This window comes from Methylobacterium sp. Gmos3, from assembly GCF_056430985.1.
In genome coordinates this window covers 283,382-308,488 of sequence record NZ_JBWJYL010000006.1, presented here as the reverse complement: position 1 = coordinate 308,488, position 25,107 = coordinate 283,382, and the positions used below count along the sequence as shown (strand labels likewise).

Genomic DNA, 25,107 nt, shown 5'->3' with positions numbered 1-25,107 from the left:
TTCGCCCGGGTGCTCGCGCCCAGCCTGTTATCAGGCGCCGGACCCGCCCAGGTCCGACGTCTCAGGAGCCGGAACGGTTCATGACCCATCTTCGCGCCCGCCGCACCGCTTCGGCGCTCGCCCTCCTGCTCGCCGCCGGTCTCGTGCCCGGCGCGCAGGCCGCCCAGCCGAAGGAGACCGTCTCGGTCCCGGCGGGGGATTACGAGCCGGCCGAATCCCTCGAAGGCAACTTCCTCTCCGCCTACATCGCCGGCGCCGCCCGCGACACGACGGCGGCCGCCACCTTCTACCGCGAGGCCGTCCGCGCCGATCCGCGCAACGCCGAGCTGGTGGAGCGGGCCTTCATCTCCCTGCTCGCCGACGGCGCCCTGCCGGATGCCTTCCGCACGGCGGAGAAGCTCGTCGCCCGCGACCCGACCAACGGGCTCGCGAACCTCTCCCTCGGCGTCCGCCAGATCAAGGCAAGCCAGTGGGCCGCCGCCCGCCAGAACTTTTCGCGCAGCGGCCGTGGCGCGGCCACCGACCTCACCGCCACCCTGCTGACCGCGTGGTCCTATGCCGGCGCGGGCGATGGCAAGAAGGCCCTCGACACCGTCGCCAAGCTCCGGGGCGAGCGCTACTACAACACGTTCCGCGACTACCACGCGGGCCTGATCGCCGCCGTGACCGGCGACGACAAGGAGGCCGAGGCGCGCCTGAAGGCCGCCTACGAGGGCGACCGCAACACCCTGCGCATCGTGGACGCCTATGCCCGCCAGGAGGCCAGCATGGGCCACACCGACGTGGCGATCCAGGCCTATACCGATTTCGACCGGCTCTCGCCCCGCCACCCGCTGGTGCGCGACGCCCTCGACAAGCTGAAGGCCGGCAAGCCGCTGGGCAAGCTCATCACCACCGCCCAGGACGGCGCCGCCGAGGTGCTCTACGGCCTCGGCTCGGCCGGCTCGACCCAGGGCGACGAGCTGCCCGCCGTGATCTACCTGCGCCTCGCGCTCTACCTGTCGCCGGACCATGCGCTGGCCCGCCTGACGCTCGCCGACACCCTCGACCGGATGAAGCAGCCCGAGCGCGCCAACGAGGCCTATGCGCAGATCCCGGCGGCCTCGCCCCTGAAGCTCAATTCCGACATCCAGATCGGCCTCAACCTCGAGCAGATGGGCAAGAGCGACGAGGCGGTGGCGCAGCTCGACGCCGCGATGAAGGCCCATCCCGACGACATCGACGTCATCACCGCGCTGGGCAACGTCCAGCGGGCGCGCAAGCAATACGACGAGGCCGCCGCGAGCTACACCCGCGCCATCGACCTGATCGGCGACCGGCCGCTCACCAACTACTGGACCACCTTCTACTTCCGCGGCGTCGCCTACGAGCGCGCCAAGCAATGGCCGAAGGCCGAGGCGGACCTGAAGAAGGCGCTCTCCCTGGTGCCGGACAGCCAGCCCGCCGCCAAGGCGCAGGTGCTGAACTACCTGGGCTATTCCTGGGTCGACCAGAACATGAACATCGACGAGGCGTTCAAGCTGCTGCAGCAGGCCGCCGATTCCGCTCCCCGCGACGGCATGATCGTCGACAGCCTGGGCTGGGCCTATTTCCGCCTCGGCCGCTGGGACGACGCGGTGCGCGAGCTGGAGAAGGCCGTCGAGCTGAAGCCCGGCGACCCGACCATCAACGACCATCTCGGCGATGCCTACTGGCGCTCCGGCCGCCGCCTCGAGGGCAAGTTCCAGTGGCAGCACGCCAAGGACCTGAACCCCGAGCCGGATGACCTCGCCAAGATCAACGAGAAGCTGAAGGACGGCCTGCCGGAAACGAGCAAGCCCACCGCCACCGCCGAGAACCCGCCGGCCCCGGTGGCGGCGCCGCACAACCCCGACAACCCGGAACTGCCGAAGGGCGCCCCCCAGCCCCACGAGGCGCCGGGCGCCGCCGACAAGCCGAAGCCTAAATCGGGGGGCTGACACAACGGGCGCGCTTCCTGCGGAAGGGCGTCGGGAACCCGGGGCCGGCGACGCCCCGTCCCATCTTGTCCCCTCATCCTGAGGTGCGGCGAAAGCCGCCTCGAAGGAGGGCTCCAGAGGGCTCAGCGCCCCCTGGAGCCCTCCTTCGAGGCCCGCCGAGGCGGGCACCTCAGGATGAGGATGGGGGCTGGGATGATGGAGCCGTGCGGCATCTCTGAACGCTCCCGCCTGCCAGCGCCGTCATTGCGAGCGCAGCGAAGCAATCCAGGGCGGCGGGACCTCAACGAACTGTGGCGGATCCCTGGATTGCTTCGCGTTGCTCGCAATGACGGTGCGGATAGTGGGGTCCGCCCGTAAGCGCGAACACCGCCGCGACAGGACAAGTCCTTTTTGTCCACCGCTTGAGAAAAATCGGCGCGCATTTCCCGGCGCTTTGACGCACATTAGCCGCCACGATCGCACCGAGCCGCGCCATGAGCGGCCCACCCCGCGGCAACGCCCGGCGGGAACAGGTTGCGGCTGACAGGGAGGGAATGCCATGCCGTCCGATATCGAGATCGCCCGCGCGGCGACCCTGAGGCCCATCGCCCAGGTCGCCGAGAAGCTCGGCATCCCGGACGAGGCCCTGCACCATTACGGCAAGCACATCGCCAAGCTCGACCACGGTTTCATCCAGTCCCTCGAAGGGCGGCCGGAGGGCAAGCTGGTCCTCGTCACCGCCATTTCCCCGACGCCGGCCGGCGAGGGCAAGACCACCACGACGGTGGGGCTCGGCGACGCCCTGAACCGCATCGGCGAGAAGACGATGATCTGCCTGCGCGAGCCCTCGCTGGGGCCGTGCTTCGGCATGAAGGGCGGCGCGGCCGGCGGCGGCAAGGCGCAGGTCGTGCCGATGGAGCAGATCAACCTGCACTTCACCGGCGACTTCCACGCCATCACCTCGGCGCACAGCCTCGCGGCGGCGCTGATCGACAACCACGTCTACTGGGCGAACGAGCTCAACATCGACGTGCGCCGCATCTTCTGGCGCCGCGTGGTCGACATGAACGACCGGGCGTTGCGCGCCATCACCCAGTCGCTGGGCGGCGTCGCCAACGGCTTCCCCCGCGAGGACGGGTTCGACATCACCGTCGCCTCCGAGGTGATGGCCGTGTTCTGCCTCGCCAAGAACCTCGAGGACCTGGAAGAGCGTCTCGGCCGGATCGTGATCGCCGAGACCCGCGACCGCAAGCTCGTGACCCTCAAGGACGTGAAGGCCACGGGCGCCATGACGGTGCTCCTGAAGGACGCGCTGCAGCCGAACCTCGTGCAGACGCTGGAGGGCAACCCGGCGCTCATCCACGGCGGGCCCTTCGCCAACATCGCCCACGGCTGCAACTCGGTGATCGCCACCCGCGCCGGCCTGCGGCTCGCCGATTACACGGTGACGGAAGCCGGCTTCGGCGCCGATCTCGGGGCGGAGAAGTTCCTCGACATCAAGTGCCGGCAGGCGGGCATCGGCCCCTCGGCGGTGGTGATCGTGGCCACCGTCCGCGCCCTCAAGATGCATGGCGGCGTGAACAAGAAGGACCTCGGCTCCGAGAACGTGGACGCCCTGGAGAAGGGCTTCGCCAACCTCGCCCGCCACGTCACCAACGTGCGCAATTTCGGCCTGCCGGTGGTGGTGGCGGTGAACCACTTCTACGCCGACACCGATGCCGAGCACGCCAAGCTGAAGGCGCTGTGCAGCGAGAAGCTCGGCGTCGAGGCCATCACCTGCAAGCATTGGGCGGATGGCGGCGCGGGGGCCGAGGCGCTGGCCCGCGCGGTGGTGAAGCTCGCCGAGGGCGGCGCGCAGCCGATCCGCTATACCTACGAGACCGAAACCAAGCTCACCGACAAGATTCGCGCCATCGCGACGAAGCTCTACGGCGCGGGGGACGTGCAGATCGAATCGAAGGCCGCGCAGAAGCTCGCCGGCTTCGAGAAGGAGGGCTACGGCCACCTGCCGATCTGCATGGCCAAGACGCAGTACTCGTTCTCGACGGACCCGACCCTGATGGGCGCCCCCGAGGGCCACGTGGTGGCGGTGCGCGACGTGCGGCTCTCGGCCGGTGCGGGCTTCATCGTGGCGATCTGCGGTGAGATCATGACCATGCCCGGCCTGCCCAAGGTCCCGGCGGCCGACACGATCCGGCTGGACGCGAACGGCCAGATCGACGGGCTGTTCTAGGGCTTCAAGGCTCCCAGGGATTGACGAGGGGCACCCCCGTCGCCGCGAAATCGGCGACGTTTCGGGTGACCACCGTCAGTCCGTGGACGAGGGCCGTGGCGGCGATCAGCCCGTCCCGAAAGGGAAGCGGGTCGGGGATGTGCAGGCGCGCGCTGGCGCGGGCGACCGGCGCATCGACCGGGAGGCATCGCCCCACGAAGGTCGGCAGCACATGGCCGTCGAGCCATGTCCGCAGGAGCGCACCCTGCACCGGGTCCCGCCGCTCCAGCAGGCCGACACCGACCTCCAGCTCGTGAACGGTGATCACGGAGAGGTACAGGCTCGCCGGGGAGACCGTGCGCGACCATGCGGCGACATTCGGATGCGCCTTGCCCGTTCGAACCTTCCGCAGTTCCGAGACGACGTTGGTGTCGAGAAGGACCATCAGGAGAAGTCGGCCCCGCCGGCCGGATCCCGTGAGCGGGGAAAGTCGATCTCGACATCCTCGACCCCGGCGGGCCAACCGAGGGCGTCGGCGATGTCCTGGCCCTGTCCCGTCAGGCGCCGGTACTCCTCGATGCTCAGCAGGACGTGCGCGGGCCGCCCACGATCGGTGATGAACACCGGCCCCTCGGCGGCGGCCTTCTTCGCCCGCCCGGTATCCTGGTTGAATTCGCGGCTGGACAGGATGGTGCTCGGCATCGCCGCGCTCCCCACGATGAGCATGTGTAGAAACGTTACTACCGGTGCAGCGGCCGAGACAAGAGCCGGGTCGTGACCGTGCTCCGCCTCCCGGCCAGGGTTGACGGGCCGCGCCCGCGCTGAGAAACGTCACGGGCACTGACCTATCGCCCGTTCGGGGAGCGGCCGCGCCGTGATACCGATAGCCCCGCGCGAGGAGCCCGCCGTCTCGAAATCGGTCGCCGGCCCCGCGCGGCACGAGCCCGCCGGCGACGACCTGATCGAGCTCCTGTTCTTCGCCTACCGCGACTTCGTCGGCGACCCTGACCGGATCCTCTCCGCCTACGGCTTCGGCCGCGCGCACCACCGGGTGCTGCACTTCGTCGACCGCTATCCCGGCCTGACCATCGCCGAACTCCTCGACATCCTGCGCATCACCAAGCAGAGCCTCAACCGGGTGCTCAAGGACCTGATCGGCCAGGGCTACGTCGTCCAGCGGCCGGGCGAGACCGACCGGCGCCAGCGGCTGCTCTCCTGCACCGAATCGGGCGCGGCGCTCGCCGCCGACCTCACCCGCGTCCAGGCCCGGCGGCTGGCGCGGGCGCTCGCCTCGCCGGACGCCACCGCGTCACCGGAGGATTTCCTGATGGCGATGATCGAGCCGGAGGACAGACCGGCGGTGCGCCGCCTGATGGCCCGCAGGACCGTGCGGCCCGTGCGTGGCGGGGAGGGCGCCTGATGTCGTCCCCCGTCCGTCTCGACCCGCCCGACCTGCCCGACGAGGCCCCCCACATCCTCGTGGTGGACGACGACCGCCGCCTGCGCGAATTGCTCGCCCGCTACCTCGCGGACCAGGGCTTCCGGGTGACGGCGGCGGCAAGCGCCGAGGAGGCGCGGGCACGCGCCCAGGCCCTGGTCTTCGACGCCATGGTGCTCGACGTGATGATGCCCGGCGAGAACGGGTTCGATTACGCCCGCAGCGTCCGCGAGACCTCGAAGGTGCCGATCCTGATGCTCACCGCCCGCTCGAACCCGAACGACCGGGTGATGGGGCTGGAGATCGGCGCCGACGATTACCTGCCCAAGCCCTTCGATCCGCGCGAGCTGACGCTGCGGCTCAACAACATCATCAACCGCGGCCCCGTCCGCCCGCGCGACGCCGACGCGGCGCCGGTCTCCTTCGGGCCCTTCGTGTTCCGGCCCGACAAGGGCGAGTTGCGCCGCGACGGCGAGACCCTGCGCATCACCGAGCGCGAGCGCGAGATCCTGGCGGTCCTCGCCCACGCCGCCGGAGCCGGCGTCGAGCGCGAGCACCTCGCGGGGGCGGGCGGCGCGGCGGCCGAGCGGGCGATCGACGTGCAGATCAACCGCCTGCGCCGGAAGATCGAGGTGGACCCGGCCAACCCCTCCTTCCTGCAGACGGTGCGCGGCGTGGGCTACCGGCTGGTGATCGACTGACGGTTGCCGGGGGGGGGCGGGAGCGTGGTGCGACCCGGCTCCGTCAGTCCCAAGACCCTCGCCGTCATTGCGAACGCAGTGAAGCAACCCAGGGCAGCGGGCCGCTTCCGGATGTAGCGGTTCCCTGGGTTGCTTCGCTTCGCTCGCAATGACGGCGGAGGGCGTGAGGGCGGCGGAGGGTGCGGAGCCCCTTACCCCTTCTTCAGCCGCTGCCCGAAGATCGCGGTGCCGACGCGGACATGGGTCGCGCCCACCTGGATCGCCGCCGGGTAATCGGCGCTCATGCCCATGGACAGGATTGGCAGGTTGCGCTCGCGGGCGAGCTTCGCCAGCAGGGCGAAATGCGCCGAGGGCGGATCCTCCACGGGCGGGATGCACATCAGGCCCTGGATCGCGAGCCCGTGGGTATCGCGGCACGCGGCGAGCAGCGTGTCGAGCTCATCGACGGGAACGCCGGATTTCTGCGCCTCGTCGCCGGTGTTCACCTGGATGAGCAGCTTCGGCGTGCGTCCCTGGCGGGCGATCTCCTTGGCCAGGGCGGCGGCCAGCGAGAGCCGGTCGAGGGAATGGATCACGTCGAACAGGGCCACCGCCTCGCGCGCCTTGTTCGATTGCAGCGGCCCGACGAGGTGCAACTCCACGTCCGGATACCGCTCCTTCAGCGCGGGCCATTTCGCGGCCGATTCCTGCACGTAGTTCTCGCCGAACAGGCGTTGCCCGGCCTCCAGCGCCGGCAGGATGCCCTCCGCCGGCACCGTCTTCGAGATGGCGATGAGATGGACGTCGGCCGGGTCGCGGTCGCTGTCGCGGGCCGCGCGGGCGACGCCCTCGCGCACCTCCGCGAGCCCGGCGGCGACGTCGGCCTCGCCCACCGGGGGCATGTGGCCGGTCTCGGCGCGGGCGGGCGGTCCGGGCAGGGGGGCAGGCATGGAAGGCTCCTCGGTCTCGCCGATGGGGGCAAGCACGGACGCAGCCGCCATGCAAGGGCCGTTGACCCGTCGCCTCCCGGATATGCTACTGCGCCGCAAGACGCCCGTTCCCGCGACAGACCCGGCCCGATGACCGACGCTCCCACCCCGATCGAACGCTACAACGCCAAGGATGCCGAGCCGCGCTGGCAGGCGGCGTGGTCGCAGGCCAAGATCTTCGAGACGGACAACGCGGACCCGCGCCAGAAATACTACGTGCTGGAGATGTTCCCGTACCCGTCCGGGCGCATCCACATGGGCCACGTGCGCAACTACGCGATGGGCGACGTGGTGGCCCGCTACAAGCGCGCCAAGGGCTTCAACGTGCTGCACCCGATGGGCTGGGACGCCTTCGGCCTGCCGGCCGAGAACGCCGCGATGGAGCGCAAGGTCAACCCGCGTACCTGGACCTACGAGAACATCGCCACGATGCGCGGGCAGTTGCAGTCGATGGGGCTGTCGCTCGATTGGAGCCGGGAGATCGCGACCTGCGACCCCGATTATTACAAGCACCAGCAGCGCATGTTCCTCGACTTCCTGGAGAAGGGGCTCGTCGCCCGGCGCACGGCGAAGGTGAACTGGGACCCGGTGGACCACACCGTGCTCGCCAACGAGCAGGTGATCGACGGGCGCGGCTGGCGCTCCGGCGCCCTGGTGGAGCAGCGCGAGCTGACCCAATGGTTCTTCCGCATCACCCATTTCGCGGAGGATCTGCTCACCGCCCTCGACGGCCTCGACCGCTGGCCGGAGAAGGTTCGGCTGATGCAGAAGAACTGGATCGGCCGCTCCGAGGGCCTGGAGGTCCGCTTCGGCCTGACGCAGAGCGTTGCCGGCTACGGAGATAGTGTCACTGTCTACACGACGCGGCCCGATACGTTGTTCGGCGCGAAGTTCCTGGCCATCGCCGCCGACCATCCGATTGCCGCGAGCCTCGCCGAGGGCAACGCGGCGCTGCAAGGCTTCATCGCCGAATGCCAGCGCATCGGCACGGCGCAGGCGGCCATCGACACGGCGGAGAAGCTCGGCTTCGACACCGGCCTGAGGGTCCGCCACCCCCTCGACCCATCCTGGGAGTTGCCGGTCTACGTCGCGAATTTCGTGCTGATGGAATACGGCACCGGCGCCGTGTTCGGCTGCCCGGCGCATGACCAGCGCGACCTCGACTTCGCCAACAAGTACGGGCTCGGCAACACGCCGGTCGTCTGCCCCGAGGGGCAGGACCCGGATAGCTTCGTCATCACCGACACCGCCTATGACGGCGACGGGCGGATGATCCACTCGCGCTTCCTCGACGGCATGACCACGGACGAGGCCTTCGCGGCGGTGGCGAGCCGCCTGGAAGGGGAGGGGGTCGCGACCCGCAAGGTTCAGTTCCGCCTGCGCGACTGGGGCGTCTCGCGCCAGCGCTACTGGGGCTGCCCGATCCCGATCATCCATTGCGACTCGTGTGGCCCCGTGCCGGTGCCGGTGGCGGACCTGCCGGTGAAGCTGCCGGAGGAGGTCTCCTTCGATCAGCCCGGCAACCCGCTGGAGCGGGATGCGGCGTGGCGGCAGGTTCCCTGTCCGCAATGCGGAGCCGCCGCCCGGCGCGAGACGGACACGATGGACACCTTCGTGGATTCGTCGTGGTACTTCGCCCGCTTCACCGCCCCGTGGCTGACGAACGAGCCCACGGATGCCGAGACGGTGAACCGCTGGCTGCCGGTGGACCAGTATATCGGCGGTATCGAGCACGCGATCCTGCACCTGCTTTACGCCCGGTTCTTCACGCGGGCGATGCGCGAGACCGGATGGTCCGGCGTGTCCGAGCCCTTCGCCGGCCTGTTCACGCAGGGCATGGTGGTCCACGAGACCTACAAGGATGCGGCCGGCGCCTGGGTGCCCCCGGCCGATATCCGCCTCGCCAGCGAGGGTGGGGAGCGGCAGGCGTTTCACGTGAAAACTAACGGCCCGGTAACCATCGGGCCGATCGAGAAGATGTCGAAGTCCAAGAAAAACGTCGTGGACCCGGACGACATCATCGCCAGCTACGGCGCTGACACCGCCCGCTGGTTCATGCTGTCCGATTCGCCGCCGGAGCGCGACGTGATCTGGACGGAGGAGGGCGTGCAGGGCGCCGCCCGCTTTGTGCAGCGCGTGTGGCGCCTCGTGAACACCGCCTGCTCTGCCACGGGCGACGGCGCGTCCGATCTGGCGCTGCGCAAGGCGGCCCATCGGGCGCTGGCCTCCGTCGGCGAGGATGTGGAGCGGCTGCGCTTCAACCGCTGCGTCGCGCACATCTACACCCTGGCCAACGCCCTCGATGAGGGTCTGCGCGGAGCCGCGTCCCAGTCCGCCGCCAAGGAGGCCGCCGGCATCCTCGTGCAGCTGATTGCGCCGATGATGCCTCATCTCGCGGAGGAGTGTTGGACGGCGCTCGGTCATGACGACCTCGTCGCGGCGGTGCCGTGGCCGGAGGCCGAGGCCGGGCTGCTGGTCGAGGACGAGATCACCCTGCCGGTGCAGATCAACGGCAAGAAGCGGGCGGACGTCACCGTCCCCCGCGATGCCGATGCCAAGGCCGTCGAAGCCGCAACGCTCGCCCTCGAGGCCGTCCAGAAGGTTCTGGAGGGCAAGGCCCCACGCAAGGTCATCGTGGTGCCGGGGCGGATCGTGAATCTGGTGGTGTGAGGTTTAGCTTGTCCCCCACCACTCCCTCATCCTGAGGTGACCGCGTCAGCGGGCCTCGAAGGAGGGCTCCAGAGGTCTCCGCGCTTTCTGGAGCCCTCCTTCGAGGCGGCTTCGCCGCACCTCAGGATGAGGTGAGGGAGGGGGAGAGGTGTTCGGCTGGCGTCAACGGCCTCTTAAGGTGAGCGTGGGTAATTTGCACACGGACCCGCTGCCGGGCGTGCCGGTGATTCCGTGACGAGACGACCCCCGTGACGAGCATCTCATCCACCGCGACCCAGGCGTATACGCCGCAATCGACATCCCACGCCCATTCAGGTCGGCACCGCCTCTCCGACGCCATTCAGCAGCAGGAGCAGAGCGGTGCCCTGAGCAGCACCGACGCCACCGCCCTGACCAGCGCCCTCAGCTCGATCGATTCGAGCCTGCAGGGTGATTCGTCCTCGAGCACATCCGCCACGAGCACGTCGGGTCCGTCGAGCGGCAACAAGCTCGACCCGTCGTCGATCAAGGACCGGATCGACAGCCTGATCTCGGATCAGGAGAGCAGCGGCGCCCTCACGAGCGGACAGGCGAGCGAGTTGAAGAACCTCTTCGCCAGTCACGGCCAGAGCGTCACGAGCTCCGGTTCGAGTTCCGATGCCGACGGCGATGGTCCGGATGGTCCCCCGCCCGGCCCGCCTCCTGTCGGCGGCGTCTCAGGCACATCCTCCTCGAGCGCGTCCTCGTCCACGAGTTCCAGCACCGGAACTTCGGCGAGCGACCTGCTCAACACCTTCATCCAGCAGGTCCAGGCTGCCCAATCGAACAGCGCAAGCTATGCCGCGAGTGGGCAGACCGCGTCGACGCAATCCTCAGCGCTGCTGTTCGACTTCAATAGCTGAGGCCGGCCGGCGACTTGCACTCCCTCACCGGCGGGCGCATCGCAGGCCCGTTGGACAGGGATTGAGGCAGGGATGACCGGCAAGCCGAAGGTGGCCTTCATCGGCACGGGTGGGACGATCTCGTCGCTCGGGCGCGACCCGCTCGATATCCTCGATTACACGGCGACCGACCGGCGGCTCGATGCCGGGGGCGTCGTCGCGGCGGTGCCGGACCTGGCGCAGGTCGCGGAGATCGTGCCGGTGCCGTTCCAGGCTGTGACGAGCCCGGCCATCGGCTTCGCGGAATGGCGCGATCTCGTCCTGCTCTGCGAGCGCGTCGCGGGTGAGCATCCCGACCTCGCCGGCATCGTCATCGGCCACGGCACGGCGACGCTGGAAGAAACGGCCTATGCCCTGAGCCTCACGCTCACGGTCGATCTGCCGGTGGTCCTCGTCGGCTCGCAGCGGCCGATGAGCGCCCTGTCCACCGATGCCGGGCTCAACCTCGTGGCGGCCGTGCGCACCGCCGCCGCGCCGGCCTCGCGCGGGCGCGGTGTGCTGGTCGTCCTGAACGATGAGATCCAGGCGGCGCGGGAGGTCACGAAGACCTCCGTCACCCGCTTGCAAACCTTCCGCACGCCGGATTTCGGGGTGCTCGGCCATGTCGATGGCGACAGCGTGCGCTACTACCGCCGCACCGAGCGGGCGCACGCCCCCGGCACGCCGTTCGACATCCGCGCGCTGCCCGCCCTGCCGCGCGTGGACATCACCTACGCCTATGCCGACGCGGACGGGACGGCGGTGCGCGCCTTCCGGGCGGCGGGCGCGCGGGGCCTCGTGGCGGCGGGGCTCGCCCCCGGCATGGTGCCGCCCGCCGAGGCCGACGCCCTCGCGGAAGCGGCGGCGGCGGGGCTGACCGTGGTGATGTCGACGCGGGCGGGCAGCGGCATTGTGCCCCTGAGCACGCGCCTGCGCGAGCGCGGCATCCTCACCGCCGACAACCTGACGCCGCAGAAGGCGCGGATCCTCTTGTCCCTGGCGCTCACCGTGACACAGGATCCGGCGACGATCGCCACCTTCTTCGCGACCTACTGAAAGCCGTCCATGACGCTGCCGCCCATCGCAGCCGCGCGCTCGCTCCTCGCGCTCATCGACTTTCAGGCCCGGCTCATGCCGGCCATTGCCGAGGCGGGTGCGGTGGTGGCCAATGCGCGGCGCCTGAAGGACGCGGCGGGAATCCTCGGCGTGCCGGTGCTGCTCACCGAGCAGAACCCCGGCGCGCTGGGGTCCACGGTACCGGACCTGTCGGGCGGTGAGACCATCGCCAAGATGGAGTTCGACGTGACCCGGCAGGAGGGATTCCTGGCCCGTGTCCCGGACGGCGCGGAGGTGATCCTCGCCGGCTGCGAGGCGCATATCTGCGTGCTGCAGACCGCGATGGGCCTGATGGCGGCGGGGCATCGCGTGCGGATCGTGCGCGATGCGGTCGGTTCCCGGCGCACCGAGAACCGCGACGCGGCGCTCGCCCGCCTCGCGGCCCATGGCGCGGATATCGTCACCACCGAGATGGTGGTGTTCGAATGGCTCGGCACCGCCGCCCATCCCCGTTTCCGCGAGGTGGTGCGGCTCATCAAGTAGGGCGGCTCAGCGGTCCTCCAGCGCCGCCCGCGTGGCGCTATCGGCGCCGATATCGTCCGTGCCCTGCATGCCGAGGCTCTCGATCAGCCGCACGCGGGCGCGGCTGACCCGGCTCTTGATGGTGCCCACCGCCACGCCGCAGATCTCGGCGGCTTCCTCGTAGGTGAAGCTCTGCGCGCCCACGAGGATCAGCGCCTCGCGCTGGGCATGCGGCAGCAGGTTCAGGGCATCCTGAAACTGCGCCATTTCCATCCGCACCTCCTGCTCGGGCAGGGCGGCGAGGCGCGCGGCGTGGACGCCATCGGCATCCTCCACCTCGCGCTTGCGCTTGCGCTGCTCCGAATAGAACAGGTTGCGCAGGATGGTGAACAGCCACGCCGTGAGGTTGGTGCCCCGGCGAAAGCTCTCGGCCCGCGTCCAGGCCCGCACCAGCGTGTCCTGCACGAGGTCGTCCGACCGGTCGAGGTCGTAGGTCAGCGAGAAGGCGAAGGCACGCAGCGCCGGGATCGCGCCCAGCAGAAGCTCGCGCATTTCCGCGTCGGCGCCCGGGGGCGTCCCCACCGGGGCGGGGGGCGAAGCAAGGGATTGCATCATCGCGAAGGCTCCCGTTCGGCGCGCTCGGACATCCCGCCGGTTTCGGCGAGGCCGTCCACGAGGGCGCGCAAGTGGTCGGGGATCGGCAGGGCCAAGACCTGCGCGTAGTGCCGCTGCAACTCGCGCCCGATCCGGGCACGGGACACGGCATCGACGGAGCCCCGGCGGGGATTCGCCGTTCGGGGCCCGGCCCGGATCGCGCCGGGCCCCGCCTCCTCATCGTGATCGTCAGCCATCGTCTCGCCCTTTCGGACGGGCGAGCCCGGCTCACATCCGTGCGGTCCGTTCGACGTATCGTGCGGTCCGTCCGGCGGCGTCTCGGCGCATCGCCCTGATGGCGGCGCTGATAGGATTTGGGGATTTAATCAGTTCTGAACTTTGTATTCAGCAAATATTAAGTGGCGACACGCACTAGTCTCACCAATTGTTTCGCCAATGTAACAAGTAACAAAGCAGAAATATATCTAAGCTTGGCAATGACTATGGAGTAACGAGGATGAACGGTTCCTGAGCGTGAAGCGTGGCCGGATTGGGGCGGCCCCTAGTGCATCGATCCAGACGAAGGCGTCAGCCGGGTCTGGAAAAATTGATGCAAAAACAAAGAGCTAGTGCGGAGGCGCATGAACGGAGTGAGTGCGTCACTGCACTAGCGTTCCGGCGCCGGAGCGGCGAGAATCGCCTCAGGCTCCTGCGGAGATCCCGCCATGGCGTATGCGACCACCATCGAGGGGACGCGCTTCACCTTCCCCGACCTGAAGAGCCTGATGGCCAAGGCGACGCCGGAGCGCTCGGGCGACCAGCTCGCCGGGATCGCCGCCGAGGGGCCGGTGGAGCGGCTGGCGGCGCAGATCGCCCTCGCGGACCTGCCGCTCAAGACGTTCCTCGCACAGGAGCTGATTCCCTCCGAGGAGGACGAGGTGTCGGACCTCATCGCCCGGCGGCACGATCCGGCGGCCTTCGCGCCGGTCTCGTCCCTCACGGTGGGCGCGTTCCGGGAATGGCTGCTCCGCGTCGAGGCCGATGGGCCGGCGCTCGCCGCCCTGTCCCCCGGCCTGACGCCGGAAATGGTGGCGGCCGTCGCAAAAATTTGCCGGCTTCAGGATCTCGTCGCCATCGCGGCCAAGCGGGCGGTGGTGACGCGCTTCCGCTCGACCATCGGGCTGCCGGGGCGGCTGTCCACCCGCAACCAGCCGAACCACCCGACCGATTCGTCCGAAGGCATCCTCGTCTCGGCCCTCGACGGGTTGCTGATGGGGTCGGGCGACGCGGTGATCGGCGTGAACCCGGCGACCGACTCGCTGCCGGACTACATCCGCATCGTCGAGTTGCTGGAAACCCTCCGGCTGCGGCTCAACGTGCCGACGCAGCATTGCTGCCTCGGACACGTCACCGTGGCGATCGAGGCGATGGCGCGGGGCGCGCCGGTCGACCTCGTGTTCCAGTCGGTGGCCGGCTCGCAGAAGGCCAATGCCGGGTTCGGGGTCGATCTCGCGGTGCTGCGCGAGGCGGCGCAGGCGGGCCGGGCGCTGGGCCGCTGCCCGGCGGACGGGCAGTTCATGTATTTCGAGACCGGGCAGGGCTCGGCTCTCTCGGCGGAGGCCCATTGGGGCGTCGACCAGCAGACGATGGAGGCCCGCGCCTACGCGGTGGCGCGGGAGTTCGATCCGCTCCTCGTCAACACGGTGGTCGGGTTCATCGGGCCGGAATACCTCTACGACGGCAAGCAGATCATCCGCGCCGGGCTGGAGGACCATTTCTGCGGCAAGCTCCTCGGCCTGCCGATGGGGGTGGACGTCTGCTACACCAACCATGCCGACGCCGATGGCGAGGACATGGACGCCCTCCTCACCCTGCTCTGCGCGGCGGGGGTGAACTTCGTCATCACCGTGCCGGGGGCGGACGACGTGATGCTGAACTACCAGTCCCTCTCCCACCACGATGCCGTATTCGCGCGGCAGACGCTCGGCCGGGCGCCGGCCCCGGAATTCGAGGCGTGGCTTAGGGAGGTCGGCGTCACCGACGCCCGCGGGCTGCTGCGCGGTGGCGCGGGCGAATTGCCCGGTGCCTTCGCCGAGGCGTCCCGTCTCCTTCCGGGGAAGGCCGCATGAGCGAGCCCCCGCGCCCGACCCTGCGGGACCTGCGCTCCCTCACCCAGGCCCGGATTGCGCTGGGCGCCCACGGCGCCGGCTGGCCCACCGCCGCCTCGCTGGCCTTCGGCCTCGACCATGCCCGCGCCCGCGAGGCGGTGTGGACGCCCCTCGATCCGGCGGCGATCCGCGAGGCCCTGGCGGCGCAGGGGCTCGACACGGTCGAAGTCCGCTCCAACGCCACCGACAGGGCGGAATACCTGCGGCGGCCGGACAAGGGCCGGACGCTTCATCCCGACTGCGAAACCGTCCTCGACGGGGCGGGGCAGGGTGCCGACCTCGCCATCGTCATCGCGGACGGGCTCTCCGCGACGGCGGTCGCCCTCAATGCGGTGCCGGCGGCGGCGGCGCTGGCGGCGCGGGCGAAGCGGGCCGGCTGGAGCCTCGCGCCCCTCGTCGTGGCGACGCAAGCGCGGGTGGCGCTCGGCGACCCCATCGGCGCGCGCCTGAAGGCGCGGGCGGTGGTGGTGCTGATCGGCGAGCGGCCGGGCCTCTCGGCCTCGGACAGCCTCGGCTGCTACGTCACCTTCGCGCCGGAGCCGGGCCTGCCGGATTCCCGGCGCAACTGCATCTCCAACATCCGCCAGGACGGCCTCTCCATCGAGGCGGCGGGCGCGCAGATGGAGTCGTTGCTGCGCGCCATGTTCGCGCAGCGGCTCAGCGGCGTCGGGCTTCGGCGGGACGAGGCCGCGCTGCCGGGTCCCGCTACTGCATGAAGGCCCAGGCGAGGCGAAGGGCGTCGAACTCCGATTCGTCCAGCGGGTCGAGCCAGTCGAGGTCGCGGGTGGGCGCCGGGGCCTGCTCGGGATCCGGCTCCCGCCCCGGCTCCTTCGGAGCGCCGGGATAGGCGGCCTCGCGCTCGCGCGCCGTCCGGCACGTCGCCTCGTTGCCGCAGGTGCAGGGTCGGAGTGGGGGAACGGTCTCCATGGCGGGCCTCCTCGACGGGAGCGGAATCGCGCGATCCCGATGCCGACCTGTGTGATCCCGCGCGGGCAACCTCACCTTGATCCAGCGCAAACGGACGATCCGGCGGCTGGAGCCGCACCCGAACGAATCGGTTCAGCCCGCCTTCTCCAGATCGTCCCCTCAGCCTGAGAATCTGGCCGGAACGGTCGCGTCCGCCTCCGTCATTGCGAGGAACGAAGCAATCCAGGGACGCGCCACGGTCGGAAGCGACTCGCCCGCCCCTGGATTGCTTCGCTCGCGCTCGCAAAGACGGTGAGGGGAGAGGGTGGGGGCCGCCTCGACGTGATCGGCCGCTGCTCCGGGCACCGGGCGGGAAATCGTGTCGCGCGCCCATGGTCCTTGATGGGGATCAAGGCCGGGAGACCCGCAGGCGTCGATGAGAGGCCGCGCGGCGTATTACAACTGCTGCGCGACTGCAAATCTATCGCGCTACGGCAGAATGCATTCGGCGTGGATTCGAGCGGTTTATAGTGCAAGACACGCGGCTATGGCTTCGGTCTACGTAATTTAGAAACATGCGTGTATTTGGAACCGTTCGACATTGCCGGAGTTTCCCGGAGACAAATTCCTCAGATGTTACGCGAAAACACTAACTCGTGATCGACGTCAGACAGTTCGCGGGGCATAGACCCGCGCAAACACGGTCTCAGGGGACAACGATGATGCAGGCGAGCGATCCGGCCTTCGCCCCGTGCGGCACGCGTCGGACATGAGCGTCTTCCGTCCCCAGACGGTCGGCGACTGGCAGAAGACCGGCCATCGCGGCCTGCGCATTCCCCGCTGCCCGACCTGTCGCGCCTCGACCTGGGCGAGTTGGGGCCAGCTCGATGCAAGGGCCGACGAGGATGTCGTCGCGGTCGCCCAGCGCCTACGCTGCATCGCCTGCGGGGAGGCTCCGGCCGGGCTTCCCATCGTGGCGAGCACCAACGCGCCCGTGCAGTAGCGCGGGCCTTTGCGCTGGATCAAGGCGCGCCGGGTCCGGTGCGCCACCATGGGGACCTCGCTGAGGAGGTTCCCGATGACGACGCAGCCCCTTCCCGCCTCCGTTCCCTTGCCCCAGCCCACCCCGGTGGTCCGGATGCCCCGGGGCACGGCCGTCACCGCGCCGAGCCCGTCGAGCAGGGCGCGGAACGGCACGGGCCACCTGAACGGCCGTCTCGGCAGCTTCACCGCCTTCGTGCTCGCGGCGTTGGCCGCGCTCCTCGTCACCGCGCTGATGCGCATCGCCCTCTGAACGGCGCCGTCCGCCCGAGGGGCCGGCGGCGCGAGCAGTGGAGGTCACCATGTCCTACGCGAAGATCCTGGTCTCGGTGGACCTGACGGCGGGTGCGCCCGGCCGCATCAGGCTGGCCGCCGGCCTGACGCAACGGTTCGAGGCGATTCTCACCGGTGCGGCCGCCCGGAAGGTGCCGGCGCCGGTGCTGGTCAGCGACATCTACGACGCGCAGCGTCAGGAAGAGCGCAACCGCGAGGCCGTTCTCGCCGAACTCGGCCGCGCCCGTGAGGTGTTCGCGCGCAATGCCGAGGGTGCCTTCGACACCGAATGGCGGGCCTCCTATGCGGGTCCGCTCACCCATCTGGTCGCGCTTGCCCGCGCGGCCGACCTCGTGGTGGTCGGGCAGCATGGGGAGGACGGGCCGGGGCCACTCGGGGTGCCGGCGGGTCCGGTGCTGATGGAGGCCGGGCGTCCGGTCCTCGTGGTGCCACCGGGGATCGATGCGCTCCGGGCCTCGCGCATCGTCGTCGCCTGGAAGGATACGGTGGAGGCGCGTCGGGCGGTGTCCGGCGCCCTCGGCTTCCTTCGCCACGCCGATCAGGTCTACGTCGCCTCCGTCGGCGACGGCTCCGGCGCGGAGGGCGCGGAGGAGGTGGCCGCCTACCTCGCCCGGCACGGGGCGGCGGTGACGACCCATCTCCTGCAGGACAGGCGCGGCGCGGGCGAGGAGATCCTCGATTTCGCCCGGCGTCAGGAGGCCGACCTCGTGGTGACGGGGGCCTACGGCCATTCCCGCCTGCGCGAATGGGCCTTCGGCGGCGTCACCCGCGATCTCATCCAGCGCAGCCCGGTCTGCTGCCTGATGAGCCATTGATCCCGCGTCAGCCGGCAGCGAGGCGCTCCAGCCGGGCGGGATCGAGCAGGCGCACGCCGCCGGGGACGATCAGGATGATCCGCTCGCGGTCGAACCGGGTGAGCATCCGGCTCACCGTCTCGATGGTGAGGCCGAGATGGTCGGCGATGTCCTGCCGGCCCATCGGCAATTCCAGCGTGATCGAATCGTGGCCGATCCGGGCGTAGCGCCGGCGCAGGCCCACCAGGAACAGCGCGACCTTCTCCTCGGCGGTGCGGCGGCCCAGAAGCATCATCTGGTCCTGGGCCAGGGTCAGCTCGTAGCCGGCGCGCTCGTGCATTCGCTGGAGCAGGTGGGGCTTGTCCGCCACCAGCGCCTTGAAGGCACCGCGCTCGAACCGGCACAGGCTGGCATGCCCCAGGGCCTCGGCGGTGACGCCGAAGCGCTCCGGCAGGGCGAGGCCGAGGAAGTCGCCGGTCAGGGCGAAGCCCATCACGTGGCGCCGCCCGTCCGGCAGCAGGCGCGACAGGCGGATCGCCCCGTCGGTCAGGTTGTAGACGGCCGTCGCCTCGTCGTCCTGCGCGAACAGCGCCTGCCGGGGGGCGAGGCCGATCTGGCGGCTTAGCGCCTCCAACTCCTCGAGTTCGTCGGTGGACAGGGCGGCGCAGACGCTGAACAGCCGCGCCTTGCAATCGAGGCAGCCGTCGCTTTGCCGCCCGTGATGGCAGACATGGGCGGGCGCAGGCGTCGTCTCGGTGGTGATCATGCGCCGGCATCCCGTTTTGCGCCATGAAACGGCGCAACGACACAAGATTAACGCGAATAATCGTTCAGGCCAATTGGCCGCCTCGCAAAGAAGCGTTCGACTTCAGTCGATGTCACGGCGCCGGACGTGACGGGAAAGCTACCACGTTCGAAGCCCTGTGCCACGCTCCGCGACGGCTTTGCTCAAGCAAATTGAGTGATTCGTGGATCGCGTCTCTTCCGTTGTCTGTGCGATCGCGGCGAAGCAATTCAGGGATTGGGGCTGCTTCCGAACATGGCGCGTCCCCGGATCATGCTGCGCCTCCCGTCTTTGCGAGCGAAGCGAAGCAATCCAGGGATCCGCCACATCCGTTCAGGTCCCGCTGCCCTGGATTGCTTCGCTGTCGCTCGCAAAGACGGTAAAGCAGGTGATCCGGATCAAACCGAAACCGCGCTAATGGCTCATCAAGCAGCAGATCGGGCTCGCGCGCAGCAGATCGCGGGTGACGCCGCCGAAGGCCCATTCGCTGAGTCGCGAATGGCCGTAGGCGCCGGTTACGAGGAGGCCGGCCGCGTGCTCGCAGGCGAGGTCCACGAGGGCCGAGGCGGTGTCGGCGCCGTCGCCCTCGGTCCGGGCGGCGCAGGCGGCGATGCCCCTGGCCTCCAGGACGCGGACGAGGTCGTCGCCCTCGTCCGGTCCGCTTCCGTCCGCCACGTGGCAGACCACGACCCGCGAGGCCCGGCGCAGGAACGGCATCGCGTCGGCCACGGCGCGCCGCGCCTCGCGGGTGTTCTTCCAGCCGATCGCGATGCGGCTCGCCTCGCAATATGACACGCCCGGCGGCGCGATGAGGACCGGGCGCCCGCATTGCATCACCACATCGGCGGGGGCCACGGCGAAGCGCTCGGCCGGGTTGTCCCGGGCCTTCCGGCCGATCACCACGAGGTCGGCCGCCATGGATTGGCCGAGCAGAAAGAAGAGCGGGTCCGCGATGTCGGAGCGCCAGGCCAGCCGGCTGCGTCCGGCGGCGGCCTCGGTGAACAGGGCCTCGGCCTGCCGCATCCGCTCCAGGCAGTTCTCGTGCAGCACCGGCAGGACGGACGGGCCGCCCGCGCCGGGATCGGTGACGAAGAGGCCGTAATCCGGCCGCTCCGCGGCGATGCCGACGAGCCGCGCGCCGAATGAGTCGGCGAGATGCGCCGCCATCCTCACCCGGTCCCGCGATCCCTCCTCGGAGTCGACCGCCACCATGATGCTCGCATAGTCCAGGATCGCGCCCATGATCGCCTCCCGCGTCGTGGGCGCCATCCTCGCGCAGGTGCGGGTGGGTGCCTTGATCCAGCGCAAGCCCGGACGTCGATTCGGGTGAGCACCCATCCGTCCTGGCCCGGTTATTGCCGGCCCCGATAGGATTGGGACGCCGTGGTGAGGTTAAAATCCGTTTTTTAACCGGGCATTTCTGCTTTCTGATACAGAGCCCGCAAGTCATCGCGCCGCCATGACGGGACGCCATGCGGTCCGGTGCGGAACCAATGCGACGGCAGGAGCGAGCCGATGTCGGGTGACACCATAGATCTCATCCATCCGGTCATCCTCTGCGGCGGCTCGGGCACGCGGCTGTGGCCGGCCTCGCGCGAAAGCTTCCCGAAGCAGTTCATTCCGCTGGCCGAGGCACACCGCTCCTCCTTCCAGGCGACCGCCGCCCGCGTCACGGACGCGACCCTCTTCGCCCGGCCTGCGGTGATCACCGCCAACGACGCGCGGTTCATCGTGGCGGAGCAGCTGGCGCAGGCCCGCCTCGCGGCCGACATCCTGCTGGAACCGGCCCGGCGCGACTCGGCGGCGGCGGTCACGGTGGCCGCGCTCCACGCCGCCGCCCGCCAGCCCGACGCCCTCGTGCTGATCCTCGCGGCCGACCACATCGTCGGCGACGATGCCGCCTTTCTCGATGCGGTGCGCGCCGCGAGCCTCGGGGCGCGGGCCGGCCGCATCATGACGCTGGGCCTCGTGCCGACCTCGCCCGCGACGGCCTACGGCTACATCCAGCCCGGCGAGCCCCTGCCCGACGCGGCCGGAGACGCCGGGGCGCGGGTGGTCGAGCGGTTCCTCGAGAAGCCCGATGCCGTCCGCGCCCAGCGCCTCATCGCCGAGGGCGCGCTGTGGAACAGCGGCTACTTCCTCTTCCGGGCCGACGTGATGCTCGAGGAGCTGCGCACCCACGCGCCGGAGGTGCTGTCGGCGGCGGCGGCCTCCCTCACCGGGGCCGTGCGCGACCTCGATTTCCTGCGCCTCGACACCGAGGCCTTCCTGAAGTCGCCGCAGATCTCGATCGACTACGCGGTGATGGAGCGGACCGCGCGCGCGGCGGTGCTGCCGGTCTCGTTCCCGTGGTCCGACATCGGCACCTGGGGCGCCCTGTGGGACGTCTCGCCGCAGGATGCGGACGGCAACGCCACGCGCGGTCGCGTGGCCCTGCACGGCACCCGCAACAGCCTCGTCCACAGCGAGGGCGAACTCCTCACCACCGTGGTCGGCCTCGACGACGTGGTCGTGGTGGCGACCTCCGACGCGGTGCTCGTCACCACCCGCGAGCGGGGCGGCGAGGTGAAGGGGCTGGTGGAGAAGCTGCGCGCCAGGGGCGAGCCCGAAGCCGATGCCCATCGCCTGATGTACCGCCCCTGGGGCAGTTACCAGCGCATCGACATCGGCTCGCGCTTCCAGGTGAAGCGGATCACGGTCAAGCCCGGCGCCCGGCTCTCGCTGCAGAAGCACTATCACCGCGCCGAGCATTGGGTGGTGGTGCGCGGCACCGCCGAGGTCACGGTGGATGATCGCGTCTCCCTCGTCCACGAGAACGAGGCGATCTACCTGCCGATCGGCTGCGTCCACCGCCTCTCCAATCCCGGCAAGATCCCCCTCGAGCTGATCGAGGTCCAGGTCGGGTCCTATACCGGTGAGGACGACATCATCCGCATCGAGGACGTCTACGGCCGCTGAACGGGCGGCGGCGCCGCTCCATCGCGGCGGCGCCGGATTTCCCGCCGCACCTGCCGCCACAGGGCCTGCTCGCGGCTCCGGCTGCGGTGCCAGGCGGCGTGTTCCTCGAGGAAGGCCCACTCGTCCGGGTCCTCGGGGTGATCGCGCATCACCGCGTCGGCCAGGGCCTCGACCTGGGGGCGCGGCACGAGGCGCGCCAGGACGAACGGCTCGCCCAGGATCCAGAGCGCCGCCGCCGCAATGGACGACACAACCACGACAAGTAAAACCCAGAGGGCGCTAAACCACAGCCAGTCGAACATGCCTTGGCCCACCCTCGGCCATTGCCAGGATTACGTACTTATATTACGGATTTTTTCCGAGTCGCAACGGTGTTCCCTTCAGCCGTCGCCCTCTGCCGCGGAATGCCCGTCCGCAATGTGAGCTGATATTCTTAATTAATTCCAATTGGTTATCCTTTCTTGTATCTAGTCTACCCACACCTCAGCCCGCATCGTGAGAGCGGCTTCTAAGGAACGGCTAGGAACGCTAGAGAACTCGCCGCCCGCACCGGATGCGCGAGCAGCGTTCGTGAGGCCCGACTGGGCTCGGGGAATGAATTCCGGCTCGGAGGTGTTTCCGACCGCGCAAGCGGCCGGGCCGGGTATCAGCGTCGGAAGTTGGGGAGCTGAGGCACGGCTGGAAGACCGCTATCCGTAAGCATCGCTGGCATTAGTCCGACAGCGACAAGCGTCCTTTCGGCGCGGATCGCGTAGAACGTGGCCTTGCGGAAGTCGGCTTCAGCACGACGGACGCGGCGCATGTTCCACCACGCCACGGCGTAGATGAAGGGATAGATCACGCGCATAGCGTGCCCTCCTCGGCCATCTCGCAGTAGCGGAGGACCATGTAGGCACCCATTGCGTGCGAGCATTCAATCAGGGCTTCACGGGCGAGCGCCCTCGCTACTAAGCGATCATCGCCGCCGGCGACGAAGAACGCCTTCTCCAATACCTTCTTGGCCTCCTCGCCGCGCTTAGTGATCTTTTCCGCCTCCTCGCGGATCATTGCGATAGATCGTCGAAGCCGCGCTGCTTCCATCGCGGGGAGCGCGGCCTGCCTTTTGGACCTACTCAGGCGTCCGACGCGACGACCATTTTCAGCCGCCAGACGAACTGGCTTGTGTGAGGTCACAGCCATGCCGAGCCCTCCCGCCCGTTACATCCGACCGCGCTGAGAACGAGTGCAGCGCGGGTTGATGGCAGCGCGGCCGGAGCGCTTTTCAAGCGGTCCTGCCGAGGGTTCAGCGTACGGTTGTCCTGAACCCAATCGCGTCGGAATTTCATAATCGCGAGCGAATGGGCGTGGCTGGTGCTCGGCGCTAGTGCGCACCGCTCGATGAGGGCCTCGCCATACTCGACCGCCAGCCAGTCGGTGTAGCGATCCAACAGGCTAAGGCTGCAAGGCTCGGCTACAGCAGTCGGCGAACCGATAAGCGTCACGCCGCCCCCGATGAGGGGGAGTGAAACAAGGCCGCGTAGGAAGCCACGACGCTGCACGGGGGCTACCATATCCCCCTCCCTTGCCATTCGCAGCCAACGGCACTTAACACGAGAGCCGCGCGGGTTGAGGGTTGCCGGTGCGGAGCGCGCCAATCCTCATCCCAAAAATGAAAGGTATGGGCTCCTGTGTTCGTGGGGACGAATCGCTCCGCGTTCGGATCGCCGGGGCACTGTTCTTCACAGAGCATTCGGCGTTCCATGAACAGCCACTCGTTGTAGGCCATCAGCAACCCATCTGTGACGGGCTGCGCCACGGCAGACGGAGCGCCGATCAGGGTAATGCCGCCGCCGATCAGCGGCAGGGTGGTGAGGCCGCGCAGGAAGCCTCGACGGTTCGCGGGGGCGTTCATGCGCACCTCCCGTAGCCAAAGAAGCCCTGCTCAGTGAGCGCGTCGAAGTCGCCGAGCCCGTTGTCGTCGGTCAGGCCCTCGTCGTCGCTGCTGCAACCGAAGGTGCAGACCTTCCCATCGGCATCGCGACCGACGTGGGTGTAGTCCGCCTCCAAGTCGGTATCGCCGTCCAGCGCGTCGAGCAGGGCGATGTCGGCCTCGATCCGCTCGGCGATCCGGCGGCGCAGGTCGCGGATGCGCTGGCGGTCGGGATCGGCGGCGTGCATAGCCGCGAGGGCGATGGTGACGGGGCCACGCTGTGCGCAAGACAAGCGCGGGCGTTCACCGCCGCGAATGGGCGGTGTAAGGTGGTGGATAGCCATAAACAGCACTCCCGGTGCAGTTGGTGGTTAGGCCCGGCGGGAAATCTCACCTTCCTGCTGGGCCGTTTCTTTGGTACCATGATTGCCATGGCTACGCAAGAAACTTTGCAACCAAAGAAACGGCGCGGTCCTAAACCGACCGGTCAAGGCGTTCCTATTCAGGTGCGGCTACAGCCAGACAGCCTCTCGCCCCTCGACGCTTGGATTGCCGATCAGCCCAATCCAAAGCCATCCCGACCAGAGGCAATTCGCCTTGCCCTCGCTGATTGGCTCATGGGTCAGGGGTATGCGCAAAAACGCGAAGTTCCCAAATGAACGCGATCGTAACGCCGAGAAGATGAAACTTAGGTGCCGATTGGACTAAAGATCACAGCTAAGGCGAGCACTATGGCAACTGATTACGGCAAGTTTCTAGAAACCGAAAACGAGAAGCGACGTCAGCGTGAGGACGAAGCGCAGGCGACTCGGGAGCGCGAAGCTAGAAAGGCTCAGGACATACTCGATGCAATAGCTGCACCTTTAGATGCGGCATTTAAGCCCGCTGTGGAAGAGGCTAAAAAGCAACTTGCGCCACATGGGGTGAGTATCAATTCGGACCCGGATCTATCTCACAGACATAGGGATGGATTTAAAGTCCACAGATATTTCCGACTGTATAAGAAGAATTCACATGGAGGAACTACACCGACGAGCTTGCATGGCTTTCGAGTGCGTCAAAGCGATGGAATAGAAGCGGTATTTTGGCCCGATGACTATTCATCTAATAGCCCCGCTCAACGCATTTCACTTATACCTACAGCCGATTTTAAAACCGAAAACGTCGAGGATGTAATAAAACATGCCCTCGCCGAACTTGTACGGATTGTTGATTAGCCTCACCTCGCGGGAGGCAACGCTGCCCCCAACTCGGAA

The 25,107-nt window shown here is 68.8% G+C and carries 28 protein-coding genes; 15 read left to right on the top strand and 13 right to left on the bottom strand.

Features of this window, described 5'->3' with window-relative positions:
- Window positions 1-80: 80 nt before the first annotated feature.
- Entirely contained in the window at window positions 81-1,958 is a 1,878-nt protein-coding gene (locus ACS5Q7_RS14645; RefSeq protein WP_478340023.1) for a tetratricopeptide repeat protein, read from the top strand.
- A 538-nt stretch (window positions 1,959-2,496) separates the two neighbouring features.
- Window positions 2,497-4,170, top strand: a complete 1,674-nt coding sequence (locus ACS5Q7_RS14640; protein ID WP_478340022.1) for a formate--tetrahydrofolate ligase — start codon at window positions 2,497-2,499, stop codon at window positions 4,168-4,170.
- Window positions 4,171-4,174: 4 nt separating this feature from the next.
- Here ACS5Q7_RS14640 and ACS5Q7_RS14635 read toward each other — a convergent pair whose 3' ends face one another.
- Entirely contained in the window at window positions 4,175-4,594 is a 420-nt protein-coding gene (locus ACS5Q7_RS14635; RefSeq protein WP_478340021.1) for a PIN domain-containing protein, read from the bottom strand.
- Entirely contained in the window at window positions 4,594-4,851 is a 258-nt protein-coding gene (locus tag ACS5Q7_RS14630) for a type II toxin-antitoxin system Phd/YefM family antitoxin (protein ID WP_478340020.1), read from the bottom strand. Before ACS5Q7_RS14630 ends, ACS5Q7_RS14635 begins: the two co-directional genes overlap by 1 nt.
- 256 nt (window positions 4,852-5,107) lie before the next feature.
- Between ACS5Q7_RS14630 and ACS5Q7_RS14625 the strand changes: the two genes are divergently transcribed.
- On the top strand, window positions 5,108-5,569 hold the full coding sequence (locus ACS5Q7_RS14625) for a MarR family winged helix-turn-helix transcriptional regulator (protein ID WP_478340142.1): 462 nt from the start codon (window positions 5,108-5,110) through the stop codon (window positions 5,567-5,569).
- Window positions 5,569-6,288, top strand: coding sequence for a response regulator (locus ACS5Q7_RS14620; RefSeq protein ID WP_478340019.1), 720 nt, complete (start codon window positions 5,569-5,571; stop codon window positions 6,286-6,288). Before ACS5Q7_RS14625 ends, ACS5Q7_RS14620 begins: the two co-directional genes overlap by 1 nt.
- Before the next feature lie 191 nt (window positions 6,289-6,479).
- On the opposite strand, the gene ACS5Q7_RS14615 is transcribed toward ACS5Q7_RS14620, so the two are convergent.
- Complete coding sequence (locus tag ACS5Q7_RS14615; protein WP_478340018.1) at window positions 6,480-7,217, bottom strand: YggS family pyridoxal phosphate-dependent enzyme; 738 nt, start codon at window positions 7,215-7,217, stop codon at window positions 6,480-6,482.
- Window positions 7,218-7,346: 129 nt separating this feature from the next.
- On the opposite strand from ACS5Q7_RS14615, the gene leuS reads away from it, so the two are divergent.
- The 4 genes from leuS (at window position 7,347) to ACS5Q7_RS14595 (ending at window position 12,424) form a co-directional block, all read left to right on the top strand.
- A complete protein-coding gene (leuS, locus tag ACS5Q7_RS14610) occupies window positions 7,347-9,926 on the top strand; it encodes a leucine--tRNA ligase (RefSeq protein WP_478340017.1) in 2,580 nt (859 codons plus the stop codon).
- Window positions 9,927-10,174: 248 nt separating this feature from the next.
- Window positions 10,175-10,807 (top strand): hypothetical protein, encoded by a 633-nt coding sequence (locus tag ACS5Q7_RS14605; protein ID WP_478340016.1) that lies wholly within the window; start codon window positions 10,175-10,177, stop codon window positions 10,805-10,807.
- Between the two features lie 72 nt (window positions 10,808-10,879).
- Window positions 10,880-11,881, top strand: a complete 1,002-nt coding sequence (locus ACS5Q7_RS14600; protein ID WP_478340015.1) for an asparaginase — start codon at window positions 10,880-10,882, stop codon at window positions 11,879-11,881.
- 15 nt (window positions 11,882-11,896) lie between these two features.
- Complete coding sequence (locus tag ACS5Q7_RS14595; RefSeq protein ID WP_478340141.1) at window positions 11,897-12,424, top strand: isochorismatase family protein; 528 nt, start codon at window positions 11,897-11,899, stop codon at window positions 12,422-12,424.
- Window positions 12,425-12,430: 6 nt separating this feature from the next.
- Here the strand turns inward: ACS5Q7_RS14595 and ACS5Q7_RS14590 are convergent, their stop codons facing one another.
- Both ACS5Q7_RS14590 and ACS5Q7_RS14585 read right to left on the bottom strand, forming a co-directional pair.
- Entirely contained in the window at window positions 12,431-13,018 is a 588-nt protein-coding gene (locus ACS5Q7_RS14590; RefSeq protein ID WP_478340014.1) for a sigma-70 family RNA polymerase sigma factor, read from the bottom strand.
- Window positions 13,015-13,254: a NepR family anti-sigma factor gene (locus ACS5Q7_RS14585; RefSeq protein WP_478340013.1), complete on the bottom strand. Its 240-nt coding sequence runs from the start codon at window positions 13,252-13,254 to the stop codon at window positions 13,015-13,017. Before ACS5Q7_RS14585 ends, ACS5Q7_RS14590 begins: the two co-directional genes overlap by 4 nt.
- Before the next feature lie 468 nt (window positions 13,255-13,722).
- On the opposite strand from ACS5Q7_RS14585, the gene ACS5Q7_RS14580 reads away from it, so the two are divergent.
- Together ACS5Q7_RS14580 and eutC are read left to right on the top strand one after the other, a co-directional pair.
- A complete protein-coding gene (locus ACS5Q7_RS14580; RefSeq protein ID WP_478340012.1) occupies window positions 13,723-15,126 on the top strand; it encodes an ethanolamine ammonia-lyase subunit EutB in 1,404 nt (467 codons plus the stop codon).
- A complete protein-coding gene (gene eutC, locus ACS5Q7_RS14575; RefSeq protein WP_478340011.1) occupies window positions 15,123-15,881 on the top strand; it encodes an ethanolamine ammonia-lyase subunit EutC in 759 nt (252 codons plus the stop codon). Before ACS5Q7_RS14580 ends, eutC begins: the two co-directional genes overlap by 4 nt.
- Here the strand turns inward: eutC and ACS5Q7_RS14570 are convergent.
- Window positions 15,871-16,092 (bottom strand): hypothetical protein, encoded by a 222-nt coding sequence (locus ACS5Q7_RS14570; protein WP_478340010.1) that lies wholly within the window; start codon window positions 16,090-16,092, stop codon window positions 15,871-15,873. The genes eutC and ACS5Q7_RS14570 overlap by 11 nt on opposite strands.
- A 748-nt stretch (window positions 16,093-16,840) precedes the next feature.
- Between ACS5Q7_RS14570 and ACS5Q7_RS14565 the strand changes: the two genes are divergently transcribed.
- The 3 genes from ACS5Q7_RS14565 (at window position 16,841) to ACS5Q7_RS14555 (ending at window position 18,221) form a co-directional block, all read left to right on the top strand.
- Complete coding sequence (locus tag ACS5Q7_RS14565; RefSeq protein WP_478340009.1) at window positions 16,841-17,074, top strand: hypothetical protein; 234 nt, start codon at window positions 16,841-16,843, stop codon at window positions 17,072-17,074.
- Window positions 17,075-17,149: 75 nt separating this feature from the next.
- A complete protein-coding gene (locus ACS5Q7_RS14560) occupies window positions 17,150-17,365 on the top strand; it encodes a hypothetical protein (protein WP_478340008.1) in 216 nt (71 codons plus the stop codon).
- A 49-nt stretch (window positions 17,366-17,414) separates the two neighbouring features.
- Window positions 17,415-18,221: a universal stress protein gene (locus ACS5Q7_RS14555; RefSeq protein WP_478340007.1), complete on the top strand. Its 807-nt coding sequence runs from the start codon at window positions 17,415-17,417 to the stop codon at window positions 18,219-18,221.
- Window positions 18,222-18,228: 7 nt separating this feature from the next.
- Here ACS5Q7_RS14555 and ACS5Q7_RS14550 read toward each other — a convergent pair whose 3' ends face one another.
- Both ACS5Q7_RS14550 and ACS5Q7_RS14545 read right to left on the bottom strand, forming a co-directional pair.
- The gene (locus ACS5Q7_RS14550) at window positions 18,229-18,966 is read right to left on the bottom strand and encodes a Crp/Fnr family transcriptional regulator (RefSeq protein WP_478340006.1); all 738 of its coding nucleotides are present in this window, start codon (window positions 18,964-18,966) and stop codon (window positions 18,229-18,231) included.
- A gap of 432 nt (window positions 18,967-19,398) precedes the next feature.
- Window positions 19,399-20,214: a universal stress protein gene (locus tag ACS5Q7_RS14545; RefSeq protein WP_478340140.1), complete on the bottom strand. Its 816-nt coding sequence runs from the start codon at window positions 20,212-20,214 to the stop codon at window positions 19,399-19,401.
- Window positions 20,215-20,499: 285 nt separating this feature from the next.
- Between ACS5Q7_RS14545 and ACS5Q7_RS14540 the strand changes: the two genes are divergently transcribed.
- On the top strand, window positions 20,500-21,942 hold the full coding sequence (locus tag ACS5Q7_RS14540; protein WP_478340005.1) for a mannose-1-phosphate guanylyltransferase/mannose-6-phosphate isomerase: 1,443 nt from the start codon (window positions 20,500-20,502) through the stop codon (window positions 21,940-21,942).
- On the opposite strand, the gene ACS5Q7_RS14535 is transcribed toward ACS5Q7_RS14540, so the two are convergent.
- The 5 genes from ACS5Q7_RS14535 to ACS5Q7_RS14515 all read right to left on the bottom strand — a co-directional run bounded on the left by ACS5Q7_RS14535 (window position 21,930) and on the right by ACS5Q7_RS14515 (window position 24,144).
- Window positions 21,930-22,244, bottom strand: coding sequence for a hypothetical protein (locus tag ACS5Q7_RS14535; protein WP_478340004.1), 315 nt, complete (start codon window positions 22,242-22,244; stop codon window positions 21,930-21,932). The genes ACS5Q7_RS14540 and ACS5Q7_RS14535 overlap by 13 nt on opposite strands.
- 344 nt (window positions 22,245-22,588) lie before the next feature.
- Window positions 22,589-22,789 carry a hypothetical protein gene (locus tag ACS5Q7_RS14530; RefSeq protein WP_478340003.1) on the bottom strand — a complete coding sequence of 67 codons (201 nt, stop codon included), beginning with the start codon at window positions 22,787-22,789 and terminating at the stop codon, window positions 22,589-22,591.
- Complete coding sequence (locus tag ACS5Q7_RS14525) at window positions 22,780-23,121, bottom strand: hypothetical protein (RefSeq protein ID WP_478340002.1); 342 nt, start codon at window positions 23,119-23,121, stop codon at window positions 22,780-22,782. Before ACS5Q7_RS14525 ends, ACS5Q7_RS14530 begins: the two co-directional genes overlap by 10 nt.
- Window positions 23,122-23,485: 364 nt before the next feature.
- Window positions 23,486-23,833, bottom strand: a complete 348-nt coding sequence (locus ACS5Q7_RS14520) for a hypothetical protein (RefSeq protein WP_478340001.1) — start codon at window positions 23,831-23,833, stop codon at window positions 23,486-23,488.
- Window positions 23,830-24,144 carry a hypothetical protein gene (locus ACS5Q7_RS14515; RefSeq protein ID WP_478340000.1) on the bottom strand — a complete coding sequence of 105 codons (315 nt, stop codon included), beginning with the start codon at window positions 24,142-24,144 and terminating at the stop codon, window positions 23,830-23,832. Before ACS5Q7_RS14515 ends, ACS5Q7_RS14520 begins: the two co-directional genes overlap by 4 nt.
- 438 nt (window positions 24,145-24,582) lie before the next feature.
- Here ACS5Q7_RS14515 and ACS5Q7_RS14510 point away from each other — a divergent pair, with 438 nt between their 5' ends.
- Entirely contained in the window at window positions 24,583-25,068 is a 486-nt protein-coding gene (locus ACS5Q7_RS14510) for a hypothetical protein (protein ID WP_478339999.1), read from the top strand.
- The last annotated feature ends 39 nt before the right edge of the window (window positions 25,069-25,107 follow it).